Source organism: Stenotrophomonas sp. TWI1409 (genome assembly GCF_039673015.1).
GTDB classification, from domain to species: Bacteria; Pseudomonadota; Gammaproteobacteria; order Xanthomonadales; family Xanthomonadaceae; genus Stenotrophomonas; species Stenotrophomonas maltophilia_A.
Window position 1 is genome coordinate 1 of sequence record NZ_JBDJKU010000012.1, and the last position, 13,099, is coordinate 13,099.

Annotated in this window: 13 protein-coding genes; 9 read left to right on the plus strand and 4 right to left on the minus strand. The window is 68.1% G+C overall.

Going from position 1 to position 13,099, the window contains the following annotated elements; genetic code table 11:
• Nucleotides 1-51: 51 nt before the first annotated feature.
• Complete coding sequence (locus ABE423_RS05965; protein ID WP_014038879.1) at nucleotides 52-516, minus strand: hypothetical protein; 465 nt, start codon at nucleotides 514-516, stop codon at nucleotides 52-54.
• Nucleotides 517-700: 184 nt separating this feature from the next.
• Here ABE423_RS05965 and ABE423_RS05970 point away from each other — a divergent pair, with 184 nt between their 5' ends.
• From ABE423_RS05970 to ABE423_RS05985, 4 genes are all read left to right on the plus strand, one after another.
• Entirely contained in the window at nucleotides 701-949 is a 249-nt protein-coding gene (locus tag ABE423_RS05970) for a hypothetical protein (protein ID WP_006475755.1), read from the plus strand.
• Nucleotides 950-1,071: 122 nt separating this feature from the next.
• Nucleotides 1,072-1,989 (plus strand): bestrophin family ion channel, encoded by a 918-nt coding sequence (locus ABE423_RS05975; RefSeq protein WP_010482217.1) that lies wholly within the window; start codon nucleotides 1,072-1,074, stop codon nucleotides 1,987-1,989.
• Between the two features lie 19 nt (nucleotides 1,990-2,008).
• Complete coding sequence (hemB, locus tag ABE423_RS05980) at nucleotides 2,009-2,998, plus strand: porphobilinogen synthase (RefSeq protein WP_032129123.1); 990 nt, start codon at nucleotides 2,009-2,011, stop codon at nucleotides 2,996-2,998.
• 32 nt (nucleotides 2,999-3,030) lie between these two features.
• Nucleotides 3,031-3,300, plus strand: a complete 270-nt coding sequence (locus ABE423_RS05985) for an SHOCT domain-containing protein (protein WP_180838704.1) — start codon at nucleotides 3,031-3,033, stop codon at nucleotides 3,298-3,300.
• Nucleotides 3,301-3,450: 150 nt separating this feature from the next.
• On the opposite strand, the gene ABE423_RS05990 is transcribed toward ABE423_RS05985, so the two are convergent.
• A complete protein-coding gene (locus ABE423_RS05990; protein WP_180838705.1) occupies nucleotides 3,451-4,323 on the minus strand; it encodes a PD40 domain-containing protein in 873 nt (290 codons plus the stop codon).
• A 48-nt stretch (nucleotides 4,324-4,371) separates the two neighbouring features.
• Here ABE423_RS05990 and aroE point away from each other — a divergent pair, with 48 nt between their 5' ends.
• The 3 genes from aroE (at nucleotide 4,372) to dinG (ending at nucleotide 7,844) form a co-directional block, all read left to right on the plus strand.
• On the plus strand, nucleotides 4,372-5,217 hold the full coding sequence (aroE, locus tag ABE423_RS05995) for a shikimate dehydrogenase (protein WP_180838706.1): 846 nt from the start codon (nucleotides 4,372-4,374) through the stop codon (nucleotides 5,215-5,217).
• A 3-nt stretch (nucleotides 5,218-5,220) separates the two neighbouring features.
• Entirely contained in the window at nucleotides 5,221-5,574 is a 354-nt protein-coding gene (locus ABE423_RS06000) for a hypothetical protein (protein WP_006400655.1), read from the plus strand.
• A gap of 167 nt (nucleotides 5,575-5,741) precedes the next feature.
• Nucleotides 5,742-7,844, plus strand: coding sequence for an ATP-dependent DNA helicase DinG (gene dinG, locus ABE423_RS06005; RefSeq protein ID WP_071228543.1), 2,103 nt, complete (start codon nucleotides 5,742-5,744; stop codon nucleotides 7,842-7,844).
• 151 nt (nucleotides 7,845-7,995) lie between these two features.
• Here dinG and ABE423_RS06010 read toward each other — a convergent pair whose 3' ends face one another.
• Both ABE423_RS06010 and ilvD read right to left on the minus strand, forming a co-directional pair.
• Nucleotides 7,996-8,613 (minus strand): hypothetical protein, encoded by a 618-nt coding sequence (locus tag ABE423_RS06010; RefSeq protein WP_125895411.1) that lies wholly within the window; start codon nucleotides 8,611-8,613, stop codon nucleotides 7,996-7,998.
• A 138-nt stretch (nucleotides 8,614-8,751) separates the two neighbouring features.
• Nucleotides 8,752-10,590 carry a dihydroxy-acid dehydratase gene (gene ilvD / locus ABE423_RS06015; RefSeq protein ID WP_049424111.1) on the minus strand — a complete coding sequence of 613 codons (1,839 nt, stop codon included), beginning with the start codon at nucleotides 10,588-10,590 and terminating at the stop codon, nucleotides 8,752-8,754.
• A 312-nt stretch (nucleotides 10,591-10,902) separates the two neighbouring features.
• Between ilvD and ABE423_RS06020 the strand changes: the two genes are divergently transcribed.
• Nucleotides 10,903-11,475 (plus strand): DUF1190 domain-containing protein, encoded by a 573-nt coding sequence (locus ABE423_RS06020; RefSeq protein WP_125895412.1) that lies wholly within the window; start codon nucleotides 10,903-10,905, stop codon nucleotides 11,473-11,475.
• A gap of 7 nt (nucleotides 11,476-11,482) precedes the next feature.
• Nucleotides 11,483-12,661: a glutathionylspermidine synthase family protein gene (locus ABE423_RS06025; RefSeq protein ID WP_125895413.1), complete on the plus strand. Its 1,179-nt coding sequence runs from the start codon at nucleotides 11,483-11,485 to the stop codon at nucleotides 12,659-12,661.
• Nucleotides 12,662-13,099: the final 438 nt, after the last annotated feature.

Consider the following 13,099-nt stretch of genomic DNA (forward strand, 5'->3'; position numbering starts at 1 on the left):
TTCTGAGGGTGCCGGCCAGCGGCCGGCACTACCGGCGGTGACCCTCTCGGGTCACCGCTGCGGCTGCGGTGTGATCACCTGTGTCGGCAACCGCGCGGGCGGTGCCGGATTCGGCACCCAGATCGCGACGCCGGCGGCGCGCTTCTGCGTGGTCGGAATACCGATGCCGACGCCGCCACCGACGTGCGAACCGAACGTGCCGGCGCCGACCGACATGCCCACCGGCGAGCCACTGCTGCCCACGCCCATCAACACCACGCCATTGGCGCCGAGCGCGGCGGCCTCACGCTTCAGGCGTGCCACGGCGGCATCGGTCTGGCCCTGGGTGCCGAAGCCGACGGCGGACGCCGATTCCAGCTGGGCGATTTCCTGGGAACCGGCCGGTGGCGTCGAATAGATCTGCACCAGCGCCGGATCGATCGGTGCGCGGGCGCGGCCCAGCATCACCTTGGAGGTACTGGCACAGCCAGCGGCGACCAGCAGGATGGCCGCCAACGCGGCCCAACGGATGTTCATGGCACGACCCCTGTAGGACTGGTTGCGATCATCGGCGGGCCACTCTGAATCGGCGCCAACACCCGGGCCAGGGCACGCACGGCAGCACGCTAGCACGGCGGGGGTGACAGCCCCGCCAATGGCAGTAGGCGGCGGCAGCGGGAACGTCTATGGTTGGGGCAGGAACCAACTGCGGGAGAGCGGCATGGGTGTGATCAGTCTGTTGTGGGGCGTACTGGCGCTGTTGTGGATGATCCTGGCGCTGATTCCACTGCTGGGCTGGGGCAACTGGTTCCTGATCCCGTTCGCTGCGGTGGGCGCGGTGATCGCCGCGCTCGGCATCCTGTTCACCCACCCGAGCAAGCGCGGCCGGGCCTGGGCCGGCCTGGTCCTGAACGGCATCGTGGTGGTGGTGGGCATCCTCCGCCTTGGCCTGGGTGGCGGCGTGATCTGAGCCCGCACCCGGGTGCGACAGGGCGTCGCAGGCGCACGGCCCATGGCCGGGCAGGGGCGTACAATGAATGGCTGCGCGAGCCCCCCGCGTGCCTGTGAATCCGCGCCCGGCGCGGCTGCCCCATGATCATCCGACCCCGTCCCCACGGCTGGCAACTGCTTTACATCCTGCGCGGTTCGATCGTCAAAGCGATCGCGCCCAAGGTGCTGGCCATCCTGATCCTGTCCATTGCCGTGGCTGCGGTGGTGGAACTGGCGCCGCCCACCGGCATCGAGCGCGTTTCCGTCACGCCGTTCACCCTGCTCGGCCTGGTGCTGTCGATCTTCCTCAGCTTCCGCAACAGCGCCTGCTACGAGCGCTGGTGGGAAGGCCGCAAGCTGTGGGGCCAGCTGGTCTACGAATCGCGCTCGCTGGCCCGCCAGGTGAACCTGCTGCTGGCCGATGACACCGGCCGCCGCCGTCGCATCGCCTACCTCACCACCGCCTTCGCCCATGCACTGGCCGGTCGCCTGCGCGGGCGCATCGTGGCGCTGATGGCCCTGCCGTGGCTGGACAAGCGCCAGCGCGAACAACTCGGGCAGCGCGAGAACGTGCCCGACGCGCTGCTCTCGATGATCGCTGCGGAACTGGCGCAGGCCCTGCGTGCCGGTGACCTCGACCCGATCCTCTACACCCAGCTGGAAGAACGCCTGCACGCGATGTCGTCGATCCAGGCCGGCTGCGAGCGCATTCTCACCACACCGCTGCCGTTCGCCTACACCCTGCTGCTGCACCGCTGCGCGTGGATGTTCTGCGTGCTGCTGCCGTTCGGCCTGGCCAGTTCGCTGGGCTGGGGCACGCCGGTGCTGTCGGCGGTGCTGGCCTATGCCTTCTTCGGCCTGGACCAGCTGGGCGAAGAAATGGAAGACCCGTTCGGCCTGGAGCCGAATGACCTGCCGCTGGACGCGCTGGTGCGCACGATCGAGATCGACCAGCTCGACGCGCTCGGCGAACGCCCATTGCCCGAACCCCTGCTGCCGCAGGGCTACCTGTTGCAATAGCCACTCCTCGGAGCCTGCCATGTCCCACCCGCTTTACCGCCCGCGCCGCATGCGCCATGACGAGTTCTCGCGCCGCCTGATGCGCGAGAACACGCTGACCACCGACGACCTGATCTACCCGGTGTTCGTGCACGAACTGGCTGGCCGCACCGCGGTGCCGTCGATGCCGGGCGTGGAGCGGCTGTCGATCGAAGAACTGCTGAAGGTGGCCGAAGAGGCGCTGGAGCTGGGCATTCCGGTGATCGACCTGTTCCCGGTGATCGATCCGTCGCTGAAGTCGCTGGATGCATCGGCGGCGTGGGCCGAGGACGGCCTGGCGCAGCGTGCGATCCGCGCGCTGAAGTCGCGCTTCCCGGAACTGGGGGTGATGACCGACGTGGCGCTGGACCCGTACACCACCCACGGCCAGGACGGCATCATCGACGACAAGGGCTATGTGCTGAACGACATCACCGTCGAGGCGCTGGTCAAGCAGTCGGTATCGCACGCCGAGGCCGGTGTGGACATCGTCTCGCCGTCGGACATGATGGACGGCCGCATCGGCGCGATCCGTCGTGCGCTGGATGCCGACAACCACATCAACGTGCGCATCATGGCCTACTCGGCCAAGTACGCCTCGGCGTTCTACGGTCCGTTCCGTGATGCGGTGGGCAGCGCCGCCAGCCTCGGCAAGGCCGACAAGAAGACCTACCAGATGGACCCTGCCAACGGCGACGAGGCCCTGCGCGAGATCGCGCTGGACCTGGAAGAGGGCGCCGACATGGTGATGGTCAAGCCGGGCATGCCGTACCTGGACCTGGTGCGCCGGGTGAAGGAGAAATTCGGCGTGCCAACCTTCGCCTACCAGGTGAGTGGCGAGTACGCGATGATGAAGGCCGCCTTCGCCAACGGCTGGCTGGACGAGCGCGCCTGCGTGCTGGAGTCGCTGCTGGGCTTCAAGAGGGCCGGTGCCGATGGCGTGCTGACCTATTTCGCGCCGCAGGTGGCGCGATGGCTGCGCGAGCGCTGACAATAGCGCCACGATAGACGGAGGACTGCGCGATGGGACCCGAACTGGGGTGGATGCAATGGCTGATCTGGGGCACCGGTACGCTGGTGTTCGGCGCCATCATCGTCGGTGTCTTCATCGCCGCCTGGCGGGCCGGCAAGCGCCCGCCGGAGCAGCTCTCCGCCGCGCGCCACGTGGCCCGTGAGCAGGCCCTGCCGGACAGCGTGCAGGCCGAACTGGCCGCGCTGAACCAGCGCAAGGACAATGGCCAGCTGAGCGAGATCGAGTACGAGCAGCAGCGCGCCAAGGTGTTGTCGCGCTGACGGGTGGGTGCCAACCTTGGTTGGCACTTTCCCGCATGCCAACCAAGGTTGGCATCTACCAAACGGCCATCCACGCACGGCGTGGATCTACCGCACGCACCTGGCGCCTCCATCGCCCTGGTAGCCGCCAACCTTGGTTGGCGTTTGCCGTCACCGTGCGCCCGGCACGCACCCCGCAACCGCCACCACCTTCGGCACCGCCAACCGGTACACATCCACGCCACCGGCACGCGGTGCCTTCGCCGCACTGCTGGCGACCATCATCTCGCCCGGCTTGGCGTTGTCGATCACCGGCGCGCCGGTCCAGCCGCTGGCCTGGTTGAACGACAGCCCCAATGGCTGCAGCGCCGCACCGGTCCACGCACAGCCGCTGCTCCACACCTGCGTGGTCGTGCCGTTGCCGCGGCTGAACACCACGGCGCCGTCATGCCCCAGCCAGTCGCCGTCGGTCTCGTCGTCGGCACTGTTCAACGCGCTCAGTGCGCTGGCCGGGCCACGCAGTCCCTGCGCATCCAGCGTCGCCACGAACAGGTCCCAGCCGGCACCACGGCCCTGCTGGCGGGCAAACAACAGCTGCCTGCCATCCGCGCTCAGGGCCGGCCCGCGCTCTTCCCGGCGGCCCGCGTCGCCCGCCAGCAGCTGCGCGGTACCCAGTTGGCCATCGGTGGCGAGAGCGGCCCGATACAGCGCCAGCTTGCCCTCGCGGCCGGCCGCGAACAGCAGCCAGCGGCCGTCGCGGCTGAAGTAGGGATCATGGGCTTCACCGGCCACGCCTACCGGCAAGGCCTGCGCCTGCTGCCAGCGGCCGTCCACCACGCGCGCCTCCCACAGGCCCCAACCGGCCTCGCCACGGCGGGCGAAAACGATGCGCTGGCCATCGGCGCTGATCGTGGCGCGGCCCTCGTCGGCACGGGTCGAGACCACGCCCATGCCTTCGATGCCGTACTCGTTCAACGCCATCGCCACGGGGGCAGAGAGTAGACTGGCGGCAAGCACCAGCAGGGGCGGGGTGATGCGCATCATCCGGGTCCGTGCACGAAAGAGCATCAGTCTAGCCAGCTTGAGGATTCCATGACCGACCGTTACGCCGTCTTCGGACACCCCGTTGCCCACTCGAAGTCGCCGCAGATCCACGCGACGTTCGGTCGCCAGGAAGGCATCGCGGTGGATTACCGCGCGATCGACCTGGCCCCGGATGCGTTCCTGGCCGGCCTGGAGGCGTTCGCCTCAGAGGGCGGCGTCGGCGCCAACGTCACCTCGCCGCACAAGGAAGCCGCGTTCTCGGTGTGCACCACGCTGACTGCACGTGCGCGCCGCGCCGGTTCGGTCAACACGCTGCTGCGCAAGGGCGACCGCTGGCACGGTGACACCACCGACGGCATCGGCCTGGTGCGCGACCTGACCGACCGCCACGGCCTGGACCTGCGCGGCCGCCGCATGCTGCTGATCGGTGCCGGTGGCTCCGCGCGCAGCGTCGCCCCGGCCTTCCTCGATGCTGGAATCACCGAACTGGTGGTGGTCAACCGCACGCCGGAACGTGCCGATGAACTGATCGACGCCATGGGCGAGCCGGGCCGCGCGATCAGCCGCTACTGGGAAGACCTGCGCGAGCTGGGCGACTTCGAGCTGATCGTCAATGCCACCTCGGCCGGCCGCGACCGTGACGTCGAGTTCAAGCTGCCGCTGTCGCTGGTCAACTCGATGACCACCGCCGTCGACCTGAACTACGGCGAGGCCGCCATCGCCTTCCTGGCCTGGGCGCGCGCAGCGAACTGCCGCAATACCGTGGATGGCCTGGGCATGCTGGTCGAGCAGGCCGCCGAGAGCTTCCTGCAGTGGCACGGTGTGCGTCCGCAGACCGACGAGGTCTACCAGACGCTGCGGCAGGGCTCGGCCGTGCTGGCCGGCGAGGACTGATCGATGGACAACACGACCCTGATGGTGACGGTGCTGAGCATCGTGGGCGTGCGCCTGCCGGTGCTGATCGCACTGTGCGTGGGCCTGGTCTGGGTGGTCGGCGCACCGCGCGATGCCACCCGCACCGGCGCCCTGGTCGGCCTGGTGCTGTTGCTGCTGTCCAGCCTCGGCGGCATGGCCGCCGGCATCCTGCCGATGTGGTTGATCAACAGCGGCAACTTCGACGCCATCTCGGGCATGAGTGCCATCCTTGGCGTGCTGCACTTCGCGCTGGCGATGGTCGAGGCCATCGGCGTGGTGCTGCTGGTGTGGGCGCTGGTGCGCCTGCTGCGTACCCGCACGATCCCGGCATCCTGACCGGTAGCGCCGGGCCATGCCCGGCGTATCTGGCCCTTGGGCGGTCCGCCCATCGGACCGTGACCGCCGCCTGGCGTCGTCGCTGGCCCGTTCAGGGTGCCAGCGACGGTGAACGCGGCCGGCCATGCGACAATGACCGGCCTGATCCAGCCACGGTACTTCCCGGCGTGACCGAAACCGTCGCCGCTCCGCGCACGCTCGATGACACCTTGAAGGACGCGATCCGCAAGGCGTACACGACGCTGCAGGCCAATACCCCCGGCTTCTCCACCCGTCGCTCGCAGAGCCAGATGATCGGCGTGGTGTCGCGTGCGCTGTCGAAAAGCGGTGGCGTCGGCGTGGTCGAAGCGCCCACCGGCGTCGGCAAGAGCCTGGGCTACCTCACCGCAGGCGTGCCGATCGCGCTGGCCAGCAAGAAGAAGCTGGTGATCAGCACCGGCACCGTGGCGCTGCAGTCGCAGCTGGTCGAGCGCGATATCCCGAATTTCCTCAAGGCCACCGGCCTGGAAGCGACCGTGGCGCTGGCCAAGGGCCGTACCCGCTACCTGTGCACGCGCAACGCCGCCGAGGCGCAGGGCGAGGGCTCGCAGGGCGGCATGTTCGAGGATGACGCGCCGCTGTTCGACCGGCCGCTGGCGCCGATCGAGATGGACATCGCCAAGCGCCTGACCGATGCCTTCACCGGCGGCAGCTGGGATGGCGACATCGACAACGCGCCGGAGACCATCAGCCCCGGCCTGCGCAGCCGCATCACCACGCCGGCTTCGGGCTGTGCCGGGCGCCGCTGTGCCTATTCGGCGCAGTGCGCGGTGCTGCGTTCGCGCAATACGGTGCGCGACGCACAGATCGTGGTCACCAACCACGCGCTGCTGCTGTCGGCGCTGTCGATCGGTGACAGCGACAACGGCCAGCCGTTGATCGCCCCGCCGTCGGACATGCTGCTGGTGTTGGACGAAGGCCATCACATCGGCAACGTGGCGATCGACCAGGGCGCGGCCAGCCTGGCGCTGGACGAGATGGCCAAGCGCACCGGCCGCCTGCAGATCCTGATCGCCGGCGCCTACCGCGCGGTCGACAAGGATCGGTTGGGCAACCTGTTGCCGAACGAGGCGATCGAGGTGGCCAGCAACGTGGCCAAGCAGCTGCGCGCGTTCCGCGACCACGTCGAGCGGGTGTGGATGCCGGCACCGGCCGACGAGGAACCGATGTGGCGCGCCGCCAATGGTCGTCTGCCCGAGGCCTGGCGCGAGCCGATCGAAGCGCTGGCCGACGACACCCGCAGCCTCTACAACTGGGCGCATGCCGCCACCGCGCAGGTGGCCAAGGGCAAGCCGGACGATGCCGCGCGCGAGCGCCTGCAGCGCAACCTGGGCATGGCGCTGGAAATGATCGAGCAGCAGTACAACCTGTGGCAGGCCTGGCGCCGCGAGGACAAGGACGGCGCGCCGCCGATGGCGCGCTGGGTCACCGCCACCCGCGACGGCGACCTGGTGCTGCATGGCTCGCCGGTGTCGGCCGCGCACGTGCTGCGCAAGCTGCTGTGGGATGAAGTGGACTCGGTGGTGATGACCTCGGCGACGCTGACCGGCGGTGGCGACTTCCAGTCGCTGGCGATCGACAACGGCATTCCGGAAGAGGCCGAGATGGTCTCGCTATCGTCGCCGTTCGACCTGCCCAACCAGGCCGAGCTGATCGTGCCGAAGTTCCCGGTCACCCCGGACGACCGCGAAGGGCACCCGCGCGAAGTGGCGCGCTACCTGGACACCGAACTGGACTGGGCCAAGGGCTCGATGGTGCTGTTCACCTCGCGCTGGAAGATGGAGAAGGTAGCCGGGCTGATGTCGGCCGCGCGCCGAAAGCAGGTGCTGGTGCAGGGCGAGATGTCCAAGACCCGGCTGATCGACGAGCATCTGCGGCGCGTGGCGGCAGGCGAAGGCTCGGTGCTGTTCGGGCTGAATTCGTTCGGCGAAGGCCTCGACCTGCCCGGTGAGGCCTGCACCACGGTGGTGATCACCCAGGTGCCGTTCGCGGTGCCGACCGATCCGCAGACCGCCACGCTCAGTGAGTGGTTCGAGGGGCGTGGCCTCAATGCCTTCAACCTGATCGCCATTCCGCACGCGCTGCGCACGCTGACCCAGTTCGCCGGCCGCCTGATCCGCACCTCCACCGACACCGGCCGCGTGGTCATTCTTGATTCGCGACTGCTGACCCGCCGCTACGGCAAGCGCATCATCGACGCGCTGCCACCGTTCAAGCGCGTGATCGGCTGACCGGTAGCAAAAAGGGGACGGAGGGAATTAAGTCGTTTATGGCAAAAACGACTTAATTCCCTCCGTCCCCATTTTTGCGAGCACTGTACAGATGCCGGCCAGGGGCCGGCACTACCGCACGGGCTGACGATCGGACAGCGGCGCTTGGTGGTTACCGGGTGCCTGTTTCAGGCGTCCGGCAGCCTGGCCCATAGGCCTCCATGTAGGGTTTGCCGAAGCAGCGCAGTAGCCCATCAAGCACATCCAGGTTGGGCGGCCACGGCATCTGCACCTGCTGCCCGCCTTCGGTGGTGAACTGGTAGCGACCGTCCTTGATGTTCTCCGCCATCGCGGTGGGCGTCGGTATCGCGACCAGCCTCGCACGAGCCTTCTCCAGGGCGCTGCGGTCCTGGCGCAGGAACGCGACCATGCCGTCCACGTAGGCATTCCAGTAACCCGGGTCGCCCGCGTTCACGGGTTTGTGGCTGCGTTCCATCAGCGTGATCGCCTGCGCGGTCTGCCCCAGCTCCGCGCGCAGCTGGCCCTCGTGCCAGGTGATGATGACGTTGCCTTCTGCCTTGGGCAGAGCGCCGTAGGCGGACAGCAGGTCGGCCGCTTCGCGGGTACAGCCACGGTCGGCCAGCGGGCGCCAGCCACCTGCCAGGTCCTGATCGAATCGGCCAGGTTCCATCGCCAGCATCGCGGCACGGTCGTAGCTGCAGTCCGGGGCTTTGGGCGGTTCGGCTGACGTGCCCATGGCAGTGGCCAGCGCAAAGGAAAGCAACATCATCTCAACCTCCGTGTTGGTGACTTCCTGGACCACCATAACGGATCAGGAGGGGTAGCGCCGGCCGCTGGCCGGCAACCTCATTGATTTGCAGAAGCATTGTGCAGATGCCGGCCAGCGGCCGGCACTACCGCACGGGGATCAATCGCCGAGCAGCGCGGTGTTGCGTACGGCGCCCTTGTCGGCACTGGTGGCCAGCAGGGCGTAAGCCTTCAGCGCGCTGGTGACTTTGCGCGGGCGCGGTGCGCGCGGCTTCCAGCCGCGGGCATCGGCGTCGGCGCGGCGCTGGGCCAGCGTGGCCTCATCCAGCAGCAGATCGATGCGGCGCGCCGGGATGTCGATGCGGATGCGGTCGCCGTTTTCCACCAGGCCGATGACACCGCCACTGGCGGCTTCCGGCGAGACATGGCCGATCGACAGGCCCGAGGTTCCGCCGGAAAAGCGGCCATCGGTGAGCAGCGCACATTGCTTGCCCAGCCCCTTCGATTTCAGATAGCTGGTCGGGTACAGCATCTCCTGCATGCCGGGGCCGCCCTTCGGGCCTTCGTAGCGGATGACCACCACCTCGCCCGGCTGCACCTCGTCAGCGAGGATGCCGGCGACGGCGGCGTCCTGGCTTTCGTAGACGCGCGCGGGGCCTTCGAACACATGGATCGACTCGTCCACGCCGGCGGTCTTCACCACGCAGCCATCGATGGCCAGGTTGCCGCGCAGCACGGCCAGCCCGCCTTCCAGCGAATACGCGTGCTGCAGCGAACGGATGCAGCCCTCGGCGCGGTCCACATCCAGCGTCGGCCAGCGCGTGGCCTGGCTGAAGGCTTCCTGGGTGGGGATGCCGGCCGGGCCAGCCTTGAAGAAGGTATGCAGGGTGTCGTTGTCACTGCGCACCACGTCCCAGCGTTCCAGTGCTTCGGCCAGGCTGGCGCTGTGCACGGTCGGCACCGTGGTTTCGAGCAGGCCGGCGCGGTCCAGTTCACCGAGGATGCCGAACACGCCGCCGGCGCGGTGCACGTCCTCGATGTGGTACTTCGGCGTGTTCGGCGCCACCTTGCACAGCTGCGGTACGCGCCGCGACAGCGCGTCGATGTGGGTCAGGTCGAAGTCGACCTCCGCTTCCTGCGCGGCAGCCAGCAGATGCAGGATGGTGTTGGTGGAACCGCCCATGGCGATGTCCAGGGTCATCGCGTTGGCGAACGCGGCCTGGGTGGCGATGCCGCGCGGCAGCGCGCTCGGGTCTTCGCCGCCATACCAGCGGTGGCAGAGTTCGACGATCAGGCGGCCGGCGCGGCGGAACAGCGCCTCGCGGTCGGCATGGGTGGCCAGCGTGGTGCCATTGCCCGGCAGCGACAGGCCCAGCGCTTCGGTCAGGCAGTTCATCGAGTTGGCGGTGAACATGCCCGAGCAGGAGCCGCAGGTGGGGCAGGCGCTGCGCTCGAACGCGGCGACCTTCTCGTCGGAGGCGCTGTCATCGGCGGCCACCACCATCGCATCGACCAGGTCCAGCTTGTGCTCGGACAGCTTGGTCTTGCCCGCTTCCATCGGCCCGCCGGAGACGAACACCACCGGGATGTTGAGGCGCAGCGCGGCCATCAGCATGCCGGGGGTGATCTTGTCGCAGTTGCTGATGCACACCAGCGCGTCGGCGCAGTGCGCGTTGACCATGTACTCCACGGCATCGGCGATGATCTCGCGGCTGGGCAGCGAATACAGCATGCCGTCGTGGCCCATCGCGATGCCGTCGTCCACGGCGATGGTGTTGAATTCCTTGGCGACGCCGCCGACCTGTTCGATCTCGCGCGCGACCAGCTGGCCGAGGTCCTTCAGGTGCACGTGGCCGGGCACGAACTGGGTGAAGGAGTTGGCGATGGCGATGATCGGCTTGTGGAAGTCGCCGTCCTTCATGCCGGTGGCACGCCACAGGGCGCGGGCGCCGGCCATGTTGCGGCCGGCGGTGGAGGTGCGGGAGCGGTATTCAGGCATGGCTGGCGGAACGGGCGGGCCGTACAACGTGGGGGTCGCCCGATCATGGCCAATTTTTTCGGTTGCTGCTGCAACCACCCGTTTTCGGTAGATGCCGACCTTGGTCGGCGCCGTGCCGTGTGTGCCAACCAAGATTGGCACCTGCCAGAGCGGTGCGCCGCCCGGGGTCGGATCCCATCGCGGCGCGATGGGCTCTGACCCCAATGCCCGACGAAAATGAAAGTCCGTTCATCTTTCGGACTTTGCCGATTCCGGTTGCTGGTCCGGATTTGGCATCATTGGGGCATTGATCCGTCGACAGGGCATGAGGCCATGAAACGTTCCCGCACCACCGCGCTGCTGCTGATGAGCGCTGCGCCGCTGCTGTTCACCGCCTGCCAGAAGGAGCCGGAGGTGAAGGTGCAGGAAGGCCTGTACACCTCGGTGGAGGCCTGCACCGAGGCCACCGGCGATCCCTCGTCGTGCCGCAATGCCTTCGCCGAAGCGCAGAAGCAGGCCGCCGATGCGGCGCCGAAGTACGCCAGCAAGGAAGCCTGCGAGAAGGACTACAAGCCGGAACAGTGCGTGCAGCAGCACACCTCGGCCGGTACCTCGTTCATCGGCCCGATGATGATGGGCTTCTTCATGTCGCAGATGCTGAGCAACCGCGGCGGCCTCGCGCCGCAGGCGCCGGCGGCGGCGCCGGCCTACCAGGACAAGAGCGCTGGATGGGCGCGTCCGGCACCGGGCGGTACCGGTGGCCTGAACACCGCCAGCGGCATCGGCGCGGGCAAGGCCGGCCTGGCCCCGGTCACCAGCGAGCCGAACCGTGCGGTCACCGCCAGCCGTGGTGGCTTCGGCAACACCAGCGCACGCCGCAGCACCAGCGGCAGCTACGGCGGCTGATCGACCCATGCAGCGCATCCGGATTGCCGAGCGTGCCCAGTGGCGGGCACGTGCGGATGAAGCGGGTTTCCGCTTCCACACCATCGACGGCCAGCCGTATTGGGATGAAAGCGCGTACTACGCCTTCACCCTGCGCCAGATCGAACAGGACATCGAAGACCCCAGCGCCGAGCTGCACCAGATGGCGCTGGACCTGGTCGGTGATGTCATCGGCAGCGAACGATTGATGGACCAGCTGGCGATTCCGTCGCATTACCGCGACTGGATCGCCAACAGCTGGCGCCAGCGCCAGCCGCATCTGTACGGTCGCCTGGACCTGGCCTACGACGGTACCGGCCCGGCCAAGCTGTACGAACTGAACTACGACACGCCGACCTCGCTGTTCGAGGCCAGCTTCTTCCAGTGGCAGTGGCTGGAAGACCAGCGCAACGCCGGTCGCCTGCCGCAGCATGCCGACCAGTTCAACGCGATCCACGAAGCGCTGGTCGAACGTTTCGGCGAACTGGCCACGCAGTTGCCGCCACCGCTGTATTTCAGCGCCGTGGGCAGTTCGGAAGAAGACCGCGGCACCGTCGACTACCTGCGCGACTGTGCGTCGCAGGCCGGCCTGCATGGCCAGGCCATCGCCATCGAGGATATCGGCCTGTCCGAGGACGGCCGCTTCACCGCGCTGGACGATTCGGTGATCGGCACGCTGTTCAAGCTGTACCCGCTGGAAGACCTGATGGCGGAAGAGTTCGGCCGCGCGCTGCCCGGTTCGGGCGTGCAGCTGCTGGAGCCGGCGTGGAAGGCGGTGCTGAGCAACAAGGGCATCCTGCCGCTGCTGTGGCAGCGCAACGTGGGCCATCCGAACCTGCTGGAAGCGCATTTCGATGACGGCAGCACGCTGGCCTCGGGCTGGGTGCGCAAGCCGCTGTTCTCGCGCGAAGGCGCGAACATCGAGATGCACCTGGCCGATGGCAGCACCCAGCGCAGCGACGGTCCCTACGACGGCCCGGCGATCATCCAGCGTGCGCACCCGCTTACCCGCTTCGAGGGCGGCTATCCGCTGATCGGAAGCTGGGTGGTGGGCGACCACGCCTGCGGCATCGGTATCCGCGAGGACGACAGCGCGATCACCCGCGACAGCGCGCGCTTCGTGCCGCACGCGATCGTTGATGAGGCGCCGACGCGGATCTACGTCTGATGACGGTGCGGCGCCCCCGGGCCGGCGTGGGCAACCGACGCCGGTTGTAGAACAACCGCTGTGGGTAGTGGCCGACCTTGGTCGGCGCCGTTGATTCCGTGCCAACCAAGGTTGGCACCTATCAGAGCGGTGCGTCGGTTGTTGCAGGGGTAGTGCCGGCCGCTGGCCGGCAATTGCCGTTGGTAGATGCCGACCTTGGTCGGCGCTGTGGGTTTGTGCCAACCAAGGTTGGCACCTACCAGAGCGATGCGTCGGCTGTTGCAGGGGTAGTGCCGGCCGCTGGCCGGCAACCGTTGTTGGTAGATGCCGACCCTGGTCGGCGCTGTGGGTTCGTGCCAACCAAGGTTGGCACCTACCAGAGCGATACGTTAGTTGTTGCAGGGGTAGTGCCGGCCGCTGGCCGGCAACCGTTGTTGGCTCCCACCAGATCGATCGCTG

Coding starts and splice junctions, on each gene's coding strand:
- ABE423_RS05965 (WP_014038879.1), bottom strand. CDS start 516: ATGAACATCCGTTGGGCCGCGTTGGCGGCCATCCTGCTGGTCGCCGCT.
- ABE423_RS05970 (WP_006475755.1), top strand. CDS start 701: ATGGGTGTGATCAGTCTGTTGTGGGGCGTACTGGCGCTGTTGTGGATG.
- ABE423_RS05975 (WP_010482217.1), top strand. CDS start 1,072: ATGATCATCCGACCCCGTCCCCACGGCTGGCAACTGCTTTACATCCTG.
- hemB (WP_032129123.1), top strand. CDS start 2,009: ATGTCCCACCCGCTTTACCGCCCGCGCCGCATGCGCCATGACGAGTTC.
- ABE423_RS05985 (WP_180838704.1), top strand. CDS start 3,031: ATGGGACCCGAACTGGGGTGGATGCAATGGCTGATCTGGGGCACCGGT.
- ABE423_RS05990 (WP_180838705.1), bottom strand. CDS start 4,323: ATGATGCGCATCACCCCGCCCCTGCTGGTGCTTGCCGCCAGTCTACTC.
- aroE (WP_180838706.1), top strand. CDS start 4,372: ATGACCGACCGTTACGCCGTCTTCGGACACCCCGTTGCCCACTCGAAG.
- ABE423_RS06000 (WP_006400655.1), top strand. CDS start 5,221: ATGGACAACACGACCCTGATGGTGACGGTGCTGAGCATCGTGGGCGTG.
- ABE423_RS06010 (WP_125895411.1), bottom strand. CDS start 8,613: ATGATGTTGCTTTCCTTTGCGCTGGCCACTGCCATGGGCACGTCAGCC.
- ilvD (WP_049424111.1), bottom strand. CDS start 10,590: ATGCCTGAATACCGCTCCCGCACCTCCACCGCCGGCCGCAACATGGCC.
- ABE423_RS06020 (WP_125895412.1), top strand. CDS start 10,903: ATGAAACGTTCCCGCACCACCGCGCTGCTGCTGATGAGCGCTGCGCCG.
- ABE423_RS06025 (WP_125895413.1), top strand. CDS start 11,483: ATGCAGCGCATCCGGATTGCCGAGCGTGCCCAGTGGCGGGCACGTGCG.